The organism is Benzoatithermus flavus (assembly GCF_037908215.1).
Lineage (GTDB): Bacteria > Pseudomonadota > Alphaproteobacteria > Geminicoccales > Geminicoccaceae > Benzoatithermus > Benzoatithermus flavus.
Genome location: NZ_JBBLZC010000001.1, coordinates 67000 through 82807, shown reverse-complemented (window position 1 = coordinate 82807; position 15808 = coordinate 67000). Strand labels below are relative to the sequence as shown.

Here is a 15808-nt window from a genome sequence, read left to right as displayed (position 1 = left end):
GTCCGGCTCAGCCGAGACCGGCCTGCTTGAGCTGGCGGTTGATGCTCTCGGCGAGCTGGTCCAGGCCCTCGTCGACCGGGATCTCTTTCGCCACCATCTTCTGGAGCGCTGCGGCCCAGTCGGTGGTGAGGTTGAAGAAGAGCGGCTGCGGCGTGAAGTAGATCTTCGAGCCCGGCGCGCTCGCCTCGTACTGCTCGAGATAGCCCGGATAGCTCTTTGCGATCCGCGCGCGGAACGCCTCGTCCTTCCACACCGATGCCCGGACCGGGTTGACGAAGTCCATCTGGCGGGCGCCGAACAGCGCGTGCTCCACACCGCTCGCCCACTGCATCCAATACCAGGCCGCATCCTTCTGCTTGCTGAAGTTGCTCATGCCCAAGGACCAGATCCACACGTTGGGCGTGGGTGCCGTGGCCTTGGGATTGGGCGCGAAGGCATGGTAGGCGAGGTTGCCCTTCTCCTTGTTGTCGCCGCCGTTCATGAAGTAGCCGAGGATGTCGGCATCGTAGATCTGGGCCGAAGCGCCCGCACCCAAGTCGGTGCCGACCTGGTACCAGGTGTAGGTCGCCCAGTTCTTCGGACCGCCGTTCTGGATCATGTCGACCCAGAGCCGGGTCATCTCCTTGCCGGCGGGGCTGTTCATGGCCGCCTTGAGCTTGCCGCCCGAGACTTCGAAGTCCTTCGCGCCGTAGTTGGCGAAGGCCGAGAGGTAGCCCGGGTGGATCGTGGCCCAGGAGCGCGAGCCGCGCACGCCGATGCCGTAGTAGCTTTTGCCCGCAGCCGAGATCATCTTCGCCTGCTCGACCAGCTCGGGCAGGTTCTTCGCCGGCTGGATCTTGAGCTCGTCGAAGAACTTGCGGTTATAGGTGATCGAGTTGAGCTCGAAACCCCACGGGATCGCCCACTGCTTGGAGCCCGCGCCGCCGAGCTCGGCACCCGGCACGCCCGACCAGGCGGTCGCGGCGCGCAGGTTCGGCAGCATGTCGTCCCAGTTGTAGCCCGGGTTGGTCTTGGCCGGGTCCTGGATGTACTCGGCGAGATCGACCAGCCAGCCCGCCGGGCCGTACTGCCAGGTCTGGTAGGCCCCGGTCATGAAGACGTCGTACTGCGAGGACTTCGAGGACAGAGCAGCCGTCACCTTGTCGAAGTACACGTCCTCGGGGAAGACGTCGTACTTCACGTCCATGCCGGTCAGCTTCTTGAAGCTGTCCAGGTTGGCGATCATGGCATCCGTATAGGGATGCTTGTTGAGCAGAAGGCTGATGGTCTTCCCTTTATGCTTCTGCCAGTCGAAGTCGGCGGCCAGCGCCCGCGTCATCGCCTCGTTGGCGAACCAGCCGGCGGCCGCGGCGCTCAGGCCCATCTGACCGGCCTTCTTGAGCAGCTCGCGCCGCCCGATGCGCCCTGCGGCGAAGGCCGCAAAAAGATCACGTTCCTTCTCGTGCATCCCGAGCTCTCCCTGCTGTGACTCTGGTCGTCGGATGGAAAACTGCTCCGGATCCGGCCGCGGCATGGCCGATGGCGGCAATCTCGCGGGCGGTGGCCTCGTCGGTGATGAGGCCGGTAAGAAGGCCGCTCTCGAGCACGGCGGCGATCGCCCGGGCCTTGCCGCGCCCGCCCGCGATCGCCACGATCTGCCGCCCTTTGAGTTCCTCGAGCCGGACGGCGATGGCGCGCTCGTTGATCTCGGCCATCACCGGCCGGCCGCGTGCGTCGAGGAACCGGCCCAGCACCTCGCCCACCGCACCGGCGCGCTCGATCGCGGCATGTTCTTCGGGCGTGATCATGCCGATGGTGCGCAAGTGCGCTTCCGGCCCGACCTCGCCGATGCCGACGATGACGAGCTCGGCCGCGCGCGCCAGCGCGAACACCGATTCGATGCTGCGCTGGGCCATGAGCACCTGCTTGTCCTCGACGCTGTCGGCGAAGAACGGAGCCGGCAGGAAATAGCTCTCGGCTCCGGTGATCTCGGCGAGACGGTGGATGACGTCGAACGGGTTGGCGGCGGCATGCCGGGTGAGGCTGCCCAAGAGCGAGACGAACCGCACGCCCGGCCTTGGTGTGCGCGGCAGGTTGGCGACGACCGCGCCCAGTGTGCGTCCGTGACCGACGCCGACGAGCGAGACGCGGCCCGTCTCCAGCGTGCGGTGCAGCCAGTGCCCGCCGGCGGCGGCGAGGGTCGCGAGCGGCAGCGGGCTCTCGTCGACCATCGGGGCGACGGTGCAGAAGGCGAGGCCCCAGCGCCGGGCGATACTCTCCTCGAGCTCGATGCACTCGGCAGCGGTGCCCTCGACGAAGACATGGACCAGCCCGGCCCGCACCGCCTGACCGATCAGGCGGTTGACCTTGATCCGCGACACGCCGAGGCGCCCGGCGATCTCCTCCTGGGTGTAGTTGCCTACGTAGGAGAGCCAGGCCGCACGGCTCGCGAGGCTGAGTTCATCCTGCTGCACGGGCGCTCCCTGATCGCGCGCGTGAACTTTCGTTCGAATGATGAAAAGCTGTTCAAAAGGTGCCGCAAGACCGGATGGCTGTCAAGCGCTGTCCGGTGGCCGGTAGAAGATCGGCCGGCGTGTCGGGCCGATCGCCGCTGACGGGTTCGTGGCGCGGTCCGGCAAGAAGCTTGGAGAAACCTGTCGCCGCATCGAAGGGAGGTCGCCCGGGCGGCTTCACGGACCGGGAAGCATTCCGCTATAGGATGGCCGTCATCTGCTGCCGACCCCGGCGAGAGTGCACGAGAAGCTCTGCTGCAGGTGTCGCCGGGCGGGGCGGTTCGCGAAGGATCGGATCATGGCGCATACCGTCTTCGTCCTCAACGGGCCCAACCTCAACCTGCTCGGCAAGCGGGAGCCGCACATCTACGGCGCGGAGACGCTCGCCGACATCGAGGTCGCCTGCCGGCGGCACGCGGCAGGGCTCGGGCTCGCGCTCGATTTCCGCCAGTCCAACCACGAAGGGGTGCTGATCGACTGGATCCACGAGGCGCGGGAGAAGGCGGGCGGGATCGTCGTCAATCCCGGCGCCTACACCCACACCTCGATCGCGATCCACGATGCGCTCAAGGCGTTCTCGGGACCGATCGTCGAGGTCCATCTCTCGAACATCCACCAGCGCGAGCCCTTCCGCCACACGTCCTATGTCTCGCTGGTCGCGAAAGGCGTCATCGCCGGGCTGGGGTCGCACGGCTACGTTCTGGCGCTCGAGGCCATGGCCCGTCTGCTTGCGGCACCGGTCTAGGACCTGCCACGGGCTCTGCCGCCGGGTGGGCGGAGCCATCCGAAACATTGCCCCGCGCCGGCCGAGCCCGTAAGGAGGATGCCTGCGTTTCGGCGCGGGGAGGGCGCCGGCCCGCCTCGCGGCCATCGCCAGCTGGGAAGGCGTTCCATGAGGAAGGTATACGAGGATGCGCAGGCCGCGCTTTCGGGCCTCTTGCGCGACGGGATGACGATCGTGGCCGGCGGCTTCGGCCTGTGCGGCATCCCCGAGCACCTGATCGAGGCCATCGCCGAGAGCGGCGTCAAGGACCTCACCGTGGTCAGCAACAACTGCGGGGTGGACGGCTGGGGGCTCGGCAAGCTCCTGGACCGCCGCCAGATCAAAAAGATGGTCAGCTCCTACGTCGGCGAGAACAAGGAGTTCGCCCGCCAATACCTCGCAGGCGAGGTCGAGGTCGAGTTCAACCCGCAAGGGACGCTGGCCGAGCGCATCCGCGCCGGTGGCGCCGGTATTCCTGCCTTCTTCACCAAGACCGGGGTCGGCACCCTGGTCGCCGAGGGCAAGGAGCACCGCGAGTTCGACGGCGAGACCTACATCATGGAGCGCGGCATCGTCTGCGACCTCGCCATCGTCAAGGCCTGGAAGGGCGACCACGAGGGCAACCTCGTCTACCGCAAGACCGCGCGCAACTTCAACCCCATCGCCGCCACGGCGGGGCGGGTGTGCGTGGCCGAGGTCGAGGAGCTGGTCGAATGCGGCAAGCTCGACCCCGACCACATTCACACCCCCGGCATCTACGTCGATCGGATCATCCAGGGTCGGCACTACGAGAAGCGCATCGAGCAGCGCACCACCCGCAAGCGCCCCGCCTGAACGGAAGAAGAGGAGAGGCAAGATGGCCTGGAGCAGGGACGAGATGGCGGCGCGCGCCGCCCGTGAGCTCAAGGACGGCTACTACGTCAACCTGGGCATCGGCATCCCCACACTGGTGGCGAACTACATCCCGCAAGGGATCGAGGTGACGCTCGAGAGCGAGAACGGCATGCTCGGCATGGGGCCGTTCCCGTACGAGGGCGAGGAGGATCCCGACCTGATCAACGCCGGCAAGCAGACCATCACCGAGCTCGCGAAGACCAGCTACTTCGATTCGGCGCAGAGCTTCGCGATGATCCGCGGCGGGCACATCGACCTGTCGATCCTGGGGGCGATGCAGGTGGCGGTGAACGGCGACCTCGCCAACTGGATGATCCCGGGCAAGATGATCAAGGGCATGGGCGGGGCGATGGACCTCGTGGCCGGGGTGAGGCGGGTGATCGTGGTGATGGAGCACACGGCCAAGGACGGGGAGAAGAAACTCCTGGAGCGCTGCACCCTGCCGCTCACCGGGGCGGGGGTGGTCGATCTGGTGATCACCGAGCTCGGGGTGTTCGCGGTGACCCGCAAGACCGGCCGGACGTTCCGCGCGCTCGAGCTCGCGCCCGGTGTCACGCTCGAGGAGGTCCGGGCCAGGACCGCCGCTCCGGTCGAGGACGCCCGCCAGGCCGCCTGAGCGGCCGCCACGCTGTCCGATCCGTCCGCCCGTGGCGCCCGCGCGCTCCTTCGCTCACGCCGCGTCCGGCTGGCTCGCCGGCATGGCGCGCACGAAGGCGTCGAGTGCCATGCCGGCATCGAAGATGCGACGGACGGTCGGGTAGGGGCCGAGATCCGTGCCCCAGCGCTGCGCGCCTACCACCTGCGGCACGAGGCAGACGTCGGCCAGCGTGGGCGCATCGCCGTGGCAGAAGCGCCCGGTTTCGGGCTCGCCCGCAAGGCGGGCCTCCAGCGCCTCGAAGCCCGTTGCCATCCAGTGGCGGCACCACGCGTCGCGTGCCTCCTGGTCGAGCCCGAGCACGTTCTTGAGATATTGCAGCACGCGCAGGTTGCCCAAAGGGTGCATGTCGCAGGCGCAGATCAAGGCCAGCGCGCGCACCCGCGCCTGCCCGGCCGGGTCTTTGGGCAGAAGCGGCGGCTCGGGGTGGATCCGCTCGAGATACTCGATGATGGCGAGCGACTGGCCGATGCGCGTCCCGTCGTGCTCGAGGGTGGGCACCAGCCCCTGCGGGTTGACGGCGAGATAGCTCTCCTGCCGCTGCTCGCCCTTGAGCAGATGCACCGGCACGGTCTCGTAAGTGAGCCCCTTGAGGTTGAGCGCGATCCGCACGCGATGCGACGTGCCGCTGCGGAAATAGCCGTAGAGGCGCATGCTGCCCTCGCCACGTTCCGGCAAGCCCCGTCCGCTGGCGCCATCGACGGCCATGGAGATGGACGGGGACGAGGCTGCCGAATTCCGCGATACCGCCGAGCCCCTGGAGGATTGGTGCGCCCGGCGGGATTCGAACCCACGACCCCAGGATTAGGAATCCTGTGCTCTATCCGGCTGAGCTACGGGCGCCTCCGTCAGGGCTTGTAGCGCATCCCCGACCCCAAGGCCAAGCGTTTCTGCGGCATAGCCGGGAAAGCTCCATCCGCGCGGCGGCGGCACGCCGGACGACGGGACCGCCGTTGCCAGCGGTCATGATACAAGGTCACGGCTCCCCGTAGACGTTGACGTAGATGGCTTGGTCGGTGCCCTGCACGATCAGGTACAGGTGATTCCGGTAGACGGCGGCAGCGGGGCCGGAGAGGGTCAGCCCTCCGCCGGGGACCTCGCTCCAGCCGCTCCAGAACGTGCGGAACAGAAGGTTGATGTAGATGCGATTGTCGGTGCCCCGCACGAACAGGCGCAAGCGGTTCCGGTAGACGACCGCGTCAGGGGCTGAACTGGTCAGCCCTCCGCCGGGGACCTCGCTCCAGCCGCTCCAGAACGTGCGGAACAGCACGTTGACGTAGATGCGGTTGTCGGTGCCCCGCACGAACAGATGCAGGATGCCGAGATACACGGCAGCACCGGGACCGGAGAGGGTCAGCCCTCCGCCGGGGACCTCGCTCCAGCCGCTCCAGCTCGTGCCGGACAGGATGTTGGTATAGATGTGGTCGTTGGTGCCGCGCACGAACAGATGCAGGCGACCCCGGTAGGTGACGGCAGCGGGCGCGTCGGGGGTCAGCCCTCCGCCGGGGACCTCGCTCCAGCCGGTCCAAACGGTGCCGAGCAGGGCGTTGACATAGATGTGGTTGTCGGTGCCCCGCACGAACAGGTAGAGGATGCCGCGATAGACGGCGGCCGCAGGACCGGAGAGGGTCAGCCCTCCGCCGGGGACCTCGCTCCAGCCGCTCCAGACGGTGCGAGACAGAACATTGAGATAAATGCGATTGTCGGTGCCCTGCACGAACGTGTAGAGGCGACCCCGGTAGGTGACGGCAGCGGGTGCACTGGGAGTCCTCCCGCCACCAGGGATTTGGCTCCAGCCAGTCCATTGCAACTGTGCTGCGGCCTGATCGGGTCTCACCAGGGCCAATACCGAGGCCGTTGCCAGCATCTTGGCAAGATTTCTGCGATTTAAACCCTGCACCTCGACTCTCCTCTTCCTGTCTTCAATGCCAGCGAGGATCGACGTCCGCGCAAACATCACCGCTAGCCGCGGCTGCTCACACGTCGCACGAGGACAAATCAATGTAGCAAAATATCATGCGAGGTCGTTGCAATCCAGAGGGAAGACGGCGAGATCGACCTGCCCATGAGAAGGATTCCAATAATATTAGCTCATAGGTGATCTCAGCATCTGCCATGAATTGGCATAGAGGTTTCGTGCCTTGCTGATCGAAGATCAGTCGCATCTGTATCTCGATTTCGGCGATGAGGCGGATGCGGATGGATCGGCGAGCGGCGAACCCTGATGGACGCCCGCGCTCTGGGAGCGACGGCCGCAAGGCCGGCTGTCGCTCCGCCAGCGGCGGCCCTATAACGAGGGCGACGCCCGGCCATGATGGGGGTGCAACGGATGCCGACGATCGGAGCGATGCTGCGGGTCGGGGTCGCGCTGGCCCTGCTCGGCTGGCCCATGCCGCCGGATGACCCCGGGGCAGAGGAGGCCGCCCCGGTCGCGGCGGCGACCCTCGTCGGACTGCAGGAGTTGCGGCTCGACGACGGGCGGTGCGTCCGGCTCGCCGGCGTCCTGGTGCCGCCGGAGGCGGGGCCGGATACGGTGCTCGGCGCCGTGCTCGGCCAGGAGGTGCGGCTCGAGCCGGCTGCGCCGCCCGCGGATCGGCACGGCCGGCTGCGGGCGCAGGTGCTGGGCCGTGGCTGGCTTCAGGGCGAGCTCGTGCGGGCGGGGCTCGCCGTGGTCGATCCGGCCTCCGACGTGCCGGATGCCACCTTGGCTGCCCTGCTGGCACTCGAGCACGAGGCCCGTGCGGCCAATCGCGGGGTGTGGGCGCGAGGCGAAATCGGCCCGTTTCCGGCCGGGCGGGTGGAGGCTCCGGTCGGGCGCTACGTGCTCGTGCGCGGGCGTGTCCAGGGCGTGACGCGGGCCAGGGCGTTCGTCTATGTGAACTTTGGCCGCGACTGGCGGCGCGACTTCACGGTCCGGGCGGATCTCGAGGATGCGCGCCGCTTCGCGCGGCAGGGGCTCGACCTCGACCGGCTGGTCGGGCGCGAGCTTCTGGTGCGCGGGTGGCTGCTCGAGGCGAACGGACCGATGATCGAGCTCGAGCACCCCGCCCAGATCGAGGTCGTGGAATGAGAAGGAAGCTCTTCGGCCTGCTCCTGGCCGCAACGGCGCTCGTGGCCTGCATGGAGGTGCGCAACCCCGCCACGGGCGAGATCCAGTACACCTCGATGACGCCCGAGGACGAGAAGCGCATCGGGGCGGAGGAGAACAAGAAGGCGCTGGCCGAGTTCGGCGGCCGCTACGGCGACGCGAAGCTCCAGGCCTATGTCGAGCGGGTCGGCAACCGGGTGAAGAACGCCTCCGAGCTCGCGGATCAGAACTTCACCTTCACCGTGCTCGACAGCGACATCGTCAACGCCTTCGCGCTGCCGGGCGGCTACGTCTACGTCACCCGCGGCCTGCTCGCTCTCGCCAACAACGAGGCCGAGCTCGCGGGCGTGCTCGGGCACGAGATCGGCCACGTCACCGCGCGCCACACCGCCCAGCGCTACGACCGGGCGCAGGTCGCGACCGGCGGCGCCCTGCTCGGCACGCTCCTCGGTGCAGTCGCCGGTGCCTATGTCGGCGGCGATCTCGGCCAGATGATCGCACGCGGCGTCGGGCAGGGGGCGCAGACCCTGGCCACGGCCTACGTGCAGGGCTACTCGCGCGAGCAGGAGCTCGAGGCCGACCAGCTCGGCATCCGCTATCTCGGCCGCGCCGGCTACGACCCCGCCGCCATGGCGACCTTCCTGGAAGCGCTCGAGGCCAACGAGCGGTTCGAGGCGGCGCACGGGCAGGCCGGCGCCGCGGTGCCGGACTGGCTCAGGAGCCATCCGCGCACGCCGGACCGGATCATGGCCGCTGTCCGGGCGGTGAGCGCCGAGCAGCCCGGTGCCCGGCAGGAGAATCGCCCGGACTTCCTCGCCGCGATCGACGGCATGATCTGGGGCGAGGACCCGGCGCAGGGCGTCGTGCAGGGACGGCGGTTCGCGCATCCGGAGCTCCGGATCGCGTTCGAGGCTCCTTACGGCTTCACGCTCAAGAACACCCCTGCGGCCGTGATCGGCCGGGACCAGCGCGGCCGGTTCATGATCTTCGACATGGCACCGGAGCCGCGCAGCGCCGATCTCAGATCCTATCTCCAGAACGAGTGGGTGACGCGCCAGCGGCTGCAGGACCTGCAATCCCTCTCGGTCAACGGTCAGGAGGCCGCCGTGGGCTTCGGCCAGGTCGTGGTCAACCAGAAGCCGGCGATGGCGATGTTCGCGGCCGTGCGCGCGCCCGACGGCAAGGTCTACCGCTTCCTCTACGCCAAGACCGCGCAGCTCACCCGCGGCGACGTCGACGATTTCGGCGCGAGCCTCGAGAGCTTCCGCCCGCTCTCGGCGGCCGAGGCGGCGACGCTGCGGCCCTTGCGCGTCGAGATCGTGCCGGTCCGGGCCGGCGACACGATCGACACGTTCGCGCGCCAGATGGACGTCGAGCAGGACCCGCGCGGCATTTTCATCCTTCTGAACGGCCTCGACCGTGGCCGCGATCTCCGGCCGGGCGACGAGGTCAAGATCCTCAAACGTGCCCCCGCACCCGTAGCCGGGCTCGAGCCGCGCCTTGCGCCGTCGCCGCAAACGGGCCACAACGCGGCGACGGTGACGGGCAGGGGAAGCGGGCGCGATGGCGCTGCTGTTCTATAGTCTGGACGACGACGCCGAAAGCTGGGGCAGGGAGCTGCGCCGGCATCTCCCGGATCTCGACTACCGGGTCTGGCCCGAGACGGGCGACCTTGCCGAGATCGACGCGGCGCTCGTCTGGAAGCCGCCGCCGGGACTGCTCCGCAGCCTGCCCAACCTCAAGGCCATCCTCTCGCTCGCGGCCGGGGTCGACGCCATGCTGGCCGATCCCACCCTGCCCGATGTTCCCTTGTGCCGGCTGGTCGACCCCTCGCTCACCCGCACGATGAGCGAGTTCGTGCTCCTACAGGCGCTGAAGTATCATCGTGGACTCGACGTCTATGCCGGGCAGCAGCGTGCGGCGCGCTGGCGCCTCCATCTGCCGCTCCCGCCTTCGGCCACCACGGTCGGGATCATGGGCCTGGGCGTTCTGGGCGAGGATGCCGCCCGCACGCTCCGCGGTCATGGCTTCTCGGTGCGCGGCTGGAGCCGCACGGAAAAGCGCCTGGAAGGCATCGCCTGCTTCTCGGGCGAGGCGGGCCTGGACGCGTTCCTGGCCGAGACCCGGATTCTGGTCTGCCTTCTGCCGCTGACACCCGAGACCAGAGGCATTCTCGACGCCCGTCTGTTCGCGCGCCTACCCAAGGGCGCGCGTCTCGTCAACGTCGCCCGTGGCGCCCATCTCGTCGAGCGGGACCTGATCGAGGCGCTCGACCGCGGGCAGCTCGCGCACGCGAGCCTCGACGTGTTCCAGGACGAGCCCCTGCCGCCCGACCACCCGTTCTGGCGGCATCCCGCGATCGACGTGACGCCGCACGCCGCGAGCTATGGTCTGCCCGAGAGCGCCGCCCAGCTCGTGGCCGAGAACTATCGCCGGCTGCGCGAGGGCCGGCCGCTCCTCCACGTCGTCGACCGCGCGCGCGGCTATTGAGAGGCGAGGGGAACGCGATGCGACCGGCCGTGATCACGGTGGCCCAGCAGAAAGGGGGGGCGGGCAAGACGACGCTCGTGATCCAGCTCGCGACGGCCCTGCGGGCGCGCGGTCACCGGGTGGCGGTGGTCGACATCGACCCGCAGGCGAGCCTCACGGGCTGGATGCGGCTGCGCGAGCACCGCCAGCGCGAGGCCCCCGAGCTGCGCTTCTCGATGATCGGCGGCTGGCGGCTCGGGGTCGAACTCGACCGCCTGAAGCGCGAGGCCGAGCTCATCGTCGTCGACACCCCGCCCCACACCGAGACCGACGCCAGGACCGCGATCAGGAACGCCGATCTCGTACTCATACCCTGTCAGCCGAGCACGCTCGACATCTGGGCGAGCAAGGCCACGCTGGATCAGGCCGTGAAGGAGCGGCGGCCCGTAGCGCTGGTCCTGAACCGCGTGCCGCCGCGCGGCCGCTCGGTCGAGGAAGCGCGCTCCGCCATCGGTGAATTCGGCGCCGAGGCGCTCGCTTGCCAGCTCGGCAATCGGCAGGCCTTCGTCAGTTCCATCGCGCAAGGGCTCGGCGTCATCGAGAGCGAGCCCAGGAGCGCTGCCGCCGAGGAGGTCAGGAGCCTCGCCGAGGACATCGTGCGACGGCTTGGCTGAGAACGATGGACGGAAGAATCGTTGACCGCGCCTGGGTGCACGAGGCGATCGCCCGGATCGAGGCCGACATCACGCGCTCGGCCGACACGCACCTGATCCGCCTGGAGCTTCCGGCCTGTCCCGGAATCGACCTCTACCTCAAGGACGAATCGACCCATCCCAGCGGCAGCCTCAAGCACCGCCTCGCCCGCTCGCTCTTCCTCTATGGCCTCTGCAACGGCTGGATCGGCCCGAAGACCACGATCGTCGAGGCCTCCTCGGGCTCGACCGCGGTCTCGGAAGCCTATTTCGCGAAACTCCTGGGCCTGCCGTTCGTGGCAGTGATGCCGCGCTCGACCTCGCAGGAGAAAGTGGCGCAGATCGAGTTCCAGGGCGGCCGCTGTCACTTCGTCGACCACCCGGCCGAGGTCTACGAGACGAGCCGCCGGCTCGCGGCCGAGGCCGGCGGCCACTACATGGACCAGTTCACCTTCGCCGAGCGCGCCACGGACTGGCGCGGCAACAACAACATCGCCGAATCGATCTTCGCCCAGATGCGCCTCGAGCCGGCGCCGGTGCCGCGCTGGATCGTCTGCGGGGCCGGCACCGGCGGCACCTCGGCCACGATCGGCCGCTACATCCGCTATCGCCGCTTGCCTACGAAGCTCTGCGTCGTCGATCCCGAGCGCTCGGTCTTCCACCGCTACTTCGCCGACCGCAGCGTCGCGGTGCTGGATGGCCCCGGCTCCTGCATCGAGGGCATCGGCCGGCCACGGGTCGAGCCCTCCTTCATTCCCGAGATCGTGGATCGGATGATCGCCGTCTCCGATGCGGCGAGCATCGCCGCCATGCGGGTCTTGAGCGAGCGGCTCGGGCGGCGCTGCGGCGGCTCGACCGGCACCAATCTCTGGGGCTGCGCCGTCCTGATCAGCGAGATGGTGCAGGTGGGCGAGACCGGCTCGATCGTCACCCTCCTGTGCGATCCCGGCGAGCGTTACCTCGCGAGCTGCTTCGATGATGGCTGGCTTCGGGCGAAGAGCCTCGACATCGCCGCCGATCGGGAGCGTCTCGAGCGGTTCTTCGTGGAAGGGAGGCTTGCCCCGGTCCAGGGGGCGCTTTGATGGCACGCCGGTTGTCGCGGCCGCGGCGGCGCGCTATCAGCGCGACGCTGCGGCTTCGGGCCGTCACGTCACGTTTCGAGGGGAGATCCCATGTCGGCACCTCCGAGCGGCAAGGGTGAGCCGATCGCCGAGAAGCGCCAGCTCGTCGAGTATCTCGAGGCGGGGTGCAAGCCCCGCGCGGCGTGGCGGATCGGCACCGAACACGAGAAGTTCGGCTTCACGGCCGAGGATCTCCGTCCCTTGCCCTACGACGGCCCGCGCGGCATCCGCGTCCTTCTCGAGGGCCTGGCCGGCCGGTTCGGCTGGAACCCGGTGCTCGAGAACGGCAACCCGATCGCGCTCACCAAGGGTGGCTCGAACATCACGCTCGAGCCCGGCGGCCAGTTCGAGCTGAGCGGAGCACCGCTCGAGACGCTGCACCAGACCTGCTGCGAGGTTCACACCCATCTCGACGAGGTGAAGAAGATCGCGGACCCGCTCGGCATCGGCATGCTGGGCATGGGCTTCCAGCCCAAATGGCGCCGCGAGGACATCCCCTGGATGCCCAAGGGCCGCTACAAGATCATGCGCGAGTACATGCCCAAGCGCGGCAAGCTCGGGCTCGACATGATGCTCCGCACCTGCACGGTCCAGGTCAACCTCGACTTCGCGTCCGAGGCCGACATGGTCCGGAAGTTCCGCGTCGGCCTGGCGCTGCAGCCGATTGCGACCGCGCTGTTCGCGAACTCGCCCTTCGTGGAAGGGCGGCCTTGCGGCTATCTCAGCTACCGCAGCCACATCTGGACCGATACCGACCCCGACCGCACCGGCATCCTGCCGTTCGTGTTCGAGCCCGGCATGGGCTTCGAGCGGTACGTCGACTACGTCCTCGACGTGCCGATGTACTTCGTCTACCGCGACGGTCGCTACATCGACGCGAGCGGCCAGTCGTTCCGCGACTTCATGGCAGGCAGGCTGCCGGCATTGCCGGGCGAGCGGCCCACCATGAGCGACTGGGCCGACCATCTGACCACGGCGTTCCCCGAGGTCCGGCTCAAGCGCTATCTCGAGATGCGCGGCGCCGACGCGGGCTCGTGGCGCTCCTTGTGCGCGCTGCCGGCACTCTGGGTCGGGCTCCTCTACGACGATACGGCACTCGCTGCCGCCGACGAGCTCGTGCGCGACTGGACGATCGAGGATCACGCTTACCTGCGGGCCGAGGTGCCGCGGACGGCGCTCGCCACCCCGTTCCGCGGACGACCCTTGCAGGAGCTCGCGAAGGAGGTGGTGGCGATCGCCAAGGTCGGCCTCAAGACGCGCGCACGGATCGACTGGGACGGCCAGGACGAGACCCGCTATCTCGTTCGCCTCGAGCAGATCGCGGCCGACGGCTGCACCCCGGCCGAGGAGAAGCTCGCGCGGTTCCACGAGGCCTGGGGCGGCAGCGTCGATCCGGTGTTCCGCGAGTTCGCCTTCTGAGGCGAACCGGCCGTGGCGGAACGGCCGGCTCGGGCGGACGTTGGATCCGGTCACGTGCTCCTCGACGACCGGAGCGTGCTCCACGGCAAGCACCCTGCCGGACCCCGCGTGATCGCGACCGAGACGCTCAAGGGCTCCGTGCCGGCAGCGACGGAGGCCGGCAAGCGCGTGAGCTGGCATGCTTCCGATCATTTTCGCCTTGTGATTATCAGCGGCATCGCTTTACTCGCGACCGGGGCGCAAGGCGGAACGAGCGGCGATGTGCGGGATCTGCGGCTATTGGGTAGGGGGACGGCAGGTTCCTCCGGAGCTGCAGGCGGCGAACGTCCGACGGATGGCGGCAGCGCTGCACCATCGCGGGCCGGACGATGGCGGGGTCTGGGTGGACGAGGCCGCAGGCCTGGCCCTCGGCCATCGCCGCCTCGCCATCCTCGACCTGTCGCCGCTGGGCCGTCAGCCCATGCTGTCCGCTTCCGGCCGGCTCGTCCTCAGCTACAACGGCGAGATCTACAACGTCGCGAGCCTGCGCCGGGAACTGGAAGCCGGAGGCGGCGTGTTCCGCGGCCGCTCCGACACCGAGGTCCTGCTCGCCGCCATCGAGCGCTGGGGTGCCGCGGCGGCGCTCGAGCGAGCCGAGGGCATGTTCGCCTTCGCTCTTTGGGACCGGAAGGCGCGTACGCTCACGCTCGCCCGCGACCGAACCGGCAAGAAGCCGCTCTATTACGGCTGGTCCGGTCGCCATCTCCTCTTCGCTTCCGAGCTCAAGGCGCTGCATGCCTTTCCGGGCTTCGCGCGCGAGATCGACCGCGATTCCTTGGGCCTTTACCTGCAATATGGCTGGGTACCGGCACCTCGGACCATCTATCGCGACGTCCGTCAGCTTCTGCCCGGAACCACGCTCACCCTGACGAGCCCCGATGACCGGATGGCGGAGCCGGTCGCCTACTGGAGCGCCTTCGCCGCCTGCCTGGCCGGACGCGATGCCCCGTTCCGGGGCAGCTTCGCGGAGGCCGTGGAGCGGCTCGAGGATCTTCTCCGGCTCGCGGTCCGCGAGCGGATGGCGGCGGACGTGCCGTTGGGGGCGCTGCTCTCGGGCGGGGTCGATTCCTCGCTGGTCGTGGCCCTGATGCAGGCGCAGAGCAACCGGCGCGTGCGCACCTTCACGATCGGCTTCGCCGAGAAGGACTACGACGAGGCCGGGCACGCGCGCGCCGTGGCCGGGCATCTCGGCACCGAGCACACCGAGCTCTACATGTCGCCTGCGGACGCACTGGCGCTGGTGCCGCGGCTCGCCGACCTCTGGGACGAGCCCTTCGCCGACAACTCGGCTCTCGCCACCGCGCTCGTCTGCCGGCTGGCCCGGCAGCACGTGACGGTGGCGCTCACCGGCGACGGCGGCGACGAGCTGTTCGCGGGCTACCGCTACTATCCGAACGCCGAGCGGCGCTGGCGGAATCTGGCACGGCGCAGCCACTGGTGGCGCTCGGTCCAGGCGACCGGCGCCGAGCTGCTCGGCCGCTCGCTCTGGCTGCTCGACCGGGTCCGCCCTCGGCTGCGTACCGAGGACGGGCCCGCTCTGGGAGCCTGGCTCCTGCGCGAGGCACGGGGCTTGCGTGCGCGCGGCCCGCTCGACCTCTACCTCAAGCGCGAGCGGCAGCGGCTGGCCGATCCCGCCGGGCTGATCGTGGGCGCCGGGCGGGTGGCGAGCACGGCCGACGCTGCCGTGCTGCGGCTTCGCGGCGAGGAGACGCTCCGCGCCATCCGGCTCCTCGATTACGTCACCTGGCTGCCGGACAACGTGCTGACGAAGGTCGATCGGGCCAGCATGGCGGTCGGGCTCGAAGCGCGCAGCCCGTTGCTCGACCATCGGGTCGGCGCCTTCGCCTGGAGCCTGCCGCCGGCGATGCTGGTCGGCCCCGAAGGCGGCAAGCGCCTGCTGCGGGCGATCTTGGATCGGCACGTGCCGTGCGCACTGACCGAGCGGCCCAAGGCCGGGTTCGTCGTGCCGCTGCGGCAGTGGCTCATGGGGCCCTTGCGCGACTGGGCGGAGGCGCTCCTCGATCCGGCCCGGCTCCGTCGCGAGGGATATTGGCGGCCCGAGGCGGTGGCCAGGGCCTGGCGGCAGCTTCGGACGGGCTGGGACCGCAACCAGAATCTCGTCTGGTCGATCCTCGTCTTCCAGCTCTGGCGCGAGCGCTGGGAGGCTGGTTGAGTG

The 15808-nt window shown here is 69.1% G+C and carries 14 protein-coding genes and 1 tRNA gene; 10 read left to right on the top strand and 5 right to left on the bottom strand.

Translation table 11 applies throughout. The annotated features are described in order from the left end of the window. Positions 1–7: 7 nt before the first annotated feature. A complete protein-coding gene (locus U1T56_RS00385) occupies positions 8–1447 on the bottom strand; it encodes an extracellular solute-binding protein (protein ID WP_418157445.1) in 1440 nt (479 codons plus the stop codon). Then, the gene (locus U1T56_RS00380; RefSeq protein ID WP_418157444.1) at positions 1428–2453 is read right to left on the bottom strand and encodes a sugar-binding transcriptional regulator; all 1026 of its coding nucleotides are present in this window, start codon (positions 2451–2453) and stop codon (positions 1428–1430) included. The genes U1T56_RS00385 and U1T56_RS00380 overlap by 20 nt, the downstream gene beginning before the upstream one ends. 337 nt (positions 2454–2790) lie before the next feature. On the opposite strand from U1T56_RS00380, the gene aroQ reads away from it, so the two are divergent. From aroQ to U1T56_RS00365, 3 genes are all read left to right on the top strand, one after another. Then, complete coding sequence (gene aroQ, locus U1T56_RS00375) at positions 2791–3237, top strand: type II 3-dehydroquinate dehydratase (RefSeq protein WP_418157443.1); 447 nt, start codon at positions 2791–2793, stop codon at positions 3235–3237. Positions 3238–3384: 147 nt separating this feature from the next. Beyond that, positions 3385–4089 (top strand): CoA transferase subunit A, encoded by a 705-nt coding sequence (locus U1T56_RS00370; protein ID WP_418157442.1) that lies wholly within the window; start codon positions 3385–3387, stop codon positions 4087–4089. Between the two features lie 22 nt (positions 4090–4111). Further along, positions 4112–4765, top strand: a complete 654-nt coding sequence (locus U1T56_RS00365) for a CoA transferase subunit B (protein WP_418157441.1) — start codon at positions 4112–4114, stop codon at positions 4763–4765. Between the two features lie 54 nt (positions 4766–4819). Here U1T56_RS00365 and maiA read toward each other — a convergent pair whose 3' ends face one another. The 3 genes from maiA to U1T56_RS00350 all read right to left on the bottom strand — a co-directional run bounded on the left by maiA (position 4820) and on the right by U1T56_RS00350 (position 6761). Continuing rightward, positions 4820–5458: a maleylacetoacetate isomerase gene (maiA, locus tag U1T56_RS00360; RefSeq protein ID WP_418157440.1), complete on the bottom strand. Its 639-nt coding sequence runs from the start codon at positions 5456–5458 to the stop codon at positions 4820–4822. 112 nt (positions 5459–5570) lie between these two features. Then, positions 5571–5647: transfer RNA gene (locus tag U1T56_RS00355), tRNA-Arg, on the bottom strand. 133 nt (positions 5648–5780) lie between these two features. Continuing rightward, positions 5781–6761 carry a DUF8189 domain-containing protein gene (locus U1T56_RS00350; protein WP_418157439.1) on the bottom strand — a complete coding sequence of 327 codons (981 nt, stop codon included), beginning with the start codon at positions 6759–6761 and terminating at the stop codon, positions 5781–5783. A gap of 372 nt (positions 6762–7133) precedes the next feature. Here U1T56_RS00350 and U1T56_RS00345 point away from each other — a divergent pair, with 372 nt between their 5' ends. The 7 genes from U1T56_RS00345 to asnB all read left to right on the top strand — a co-directional run bounded on the left by U1T56_RS00345 (position 7134) and on the right by asnB (position 15805). Beyond that, positions 7134–7874 (top strand): thermonuclease family protein, encoded by a 741-nt coding sequence (locus U1T56_RS00345; RefSeq protein ID WP_418157438.1) that lies wholly within the window; start codon positions 7134–7136, stop codon positions 7872–7874. Then, positions 7871–9475: a M48 family metalloprotease gene (locus U1T56_RS00340; RefSeq protein ID WP_418157437.1), complete on the top strand. Its 1605-nt coding sequence runs from the start codon at positions 7871–7873 to the stop codon at positions 9473–9475. The genes U1T56_RS00345 and U1T56_RS00340 overlap by 4 nt, the downstream gene beginning before the upstream one ends. Then, a complete protein-coding gene (locus U1T56_RS00335) occupies positions 9456–10382 on the top strand; it encodes a 2-hydroxyacid dehydrogenase (protein ID WP_418157436.1) in 927 nt (308 codons plus the stop codon). The genes U1T56_RS00340 and U1T56_RS00335 overlap by 20 nt, the downstream gene beginning before the upstream one ends. Before the next feature lie 17 nt (positions 10383–10399). Further along, entirely contained in the window at positions 10400–11035 is a 636-nt protein-coding gene (gene parA / locus U1T56_RS00330) for a ParA family partition ATPase (RefSeq protein WP_418157435.1), read from the top strand. A gap of 5 nt (positions 11036–11040) precedes the next feature. After that, positions 11041–12135: a PLP-dependent cysteine synthase family protein gene (locus U1T56_RS00325; RefSeq protein WP_418157434.1), complete on the top strand. Its 1095-nt coding sequence runs from the start codon at positions 11041–11043 to the stop codon at positions 12133–12135. A 90-nt stretch (positions 12136–12225) separates the two neighbouring features. Further along, the gene (locus U1T56_RS00320) at positions 12226–13593 is read left to right on the top strand and encodes a glutamate--cysteine ligase (protein ID WP_418157433.1); all 1368 of its coding nucleotides are present in this window, start codon (positions 12226–12228) and stop codon (positions 13591–13593) included. A 259-nt stretch (positions 13594–13852) separates the two neighbouring features. After that, complete coding sequence (asnB, locus tag U1T56_RS00315; RefSeq protein ID WP_418157432.1) at positions 13853–15805, top strand: asparagine synthase (glutamine-hydrolyzing); 1953 nt, start codon at positions 13853–13855, stop codon at positions 15803–15805. The last annotated feature ends 3 nt before the right edge of the window (positions 15806–15808 follow it).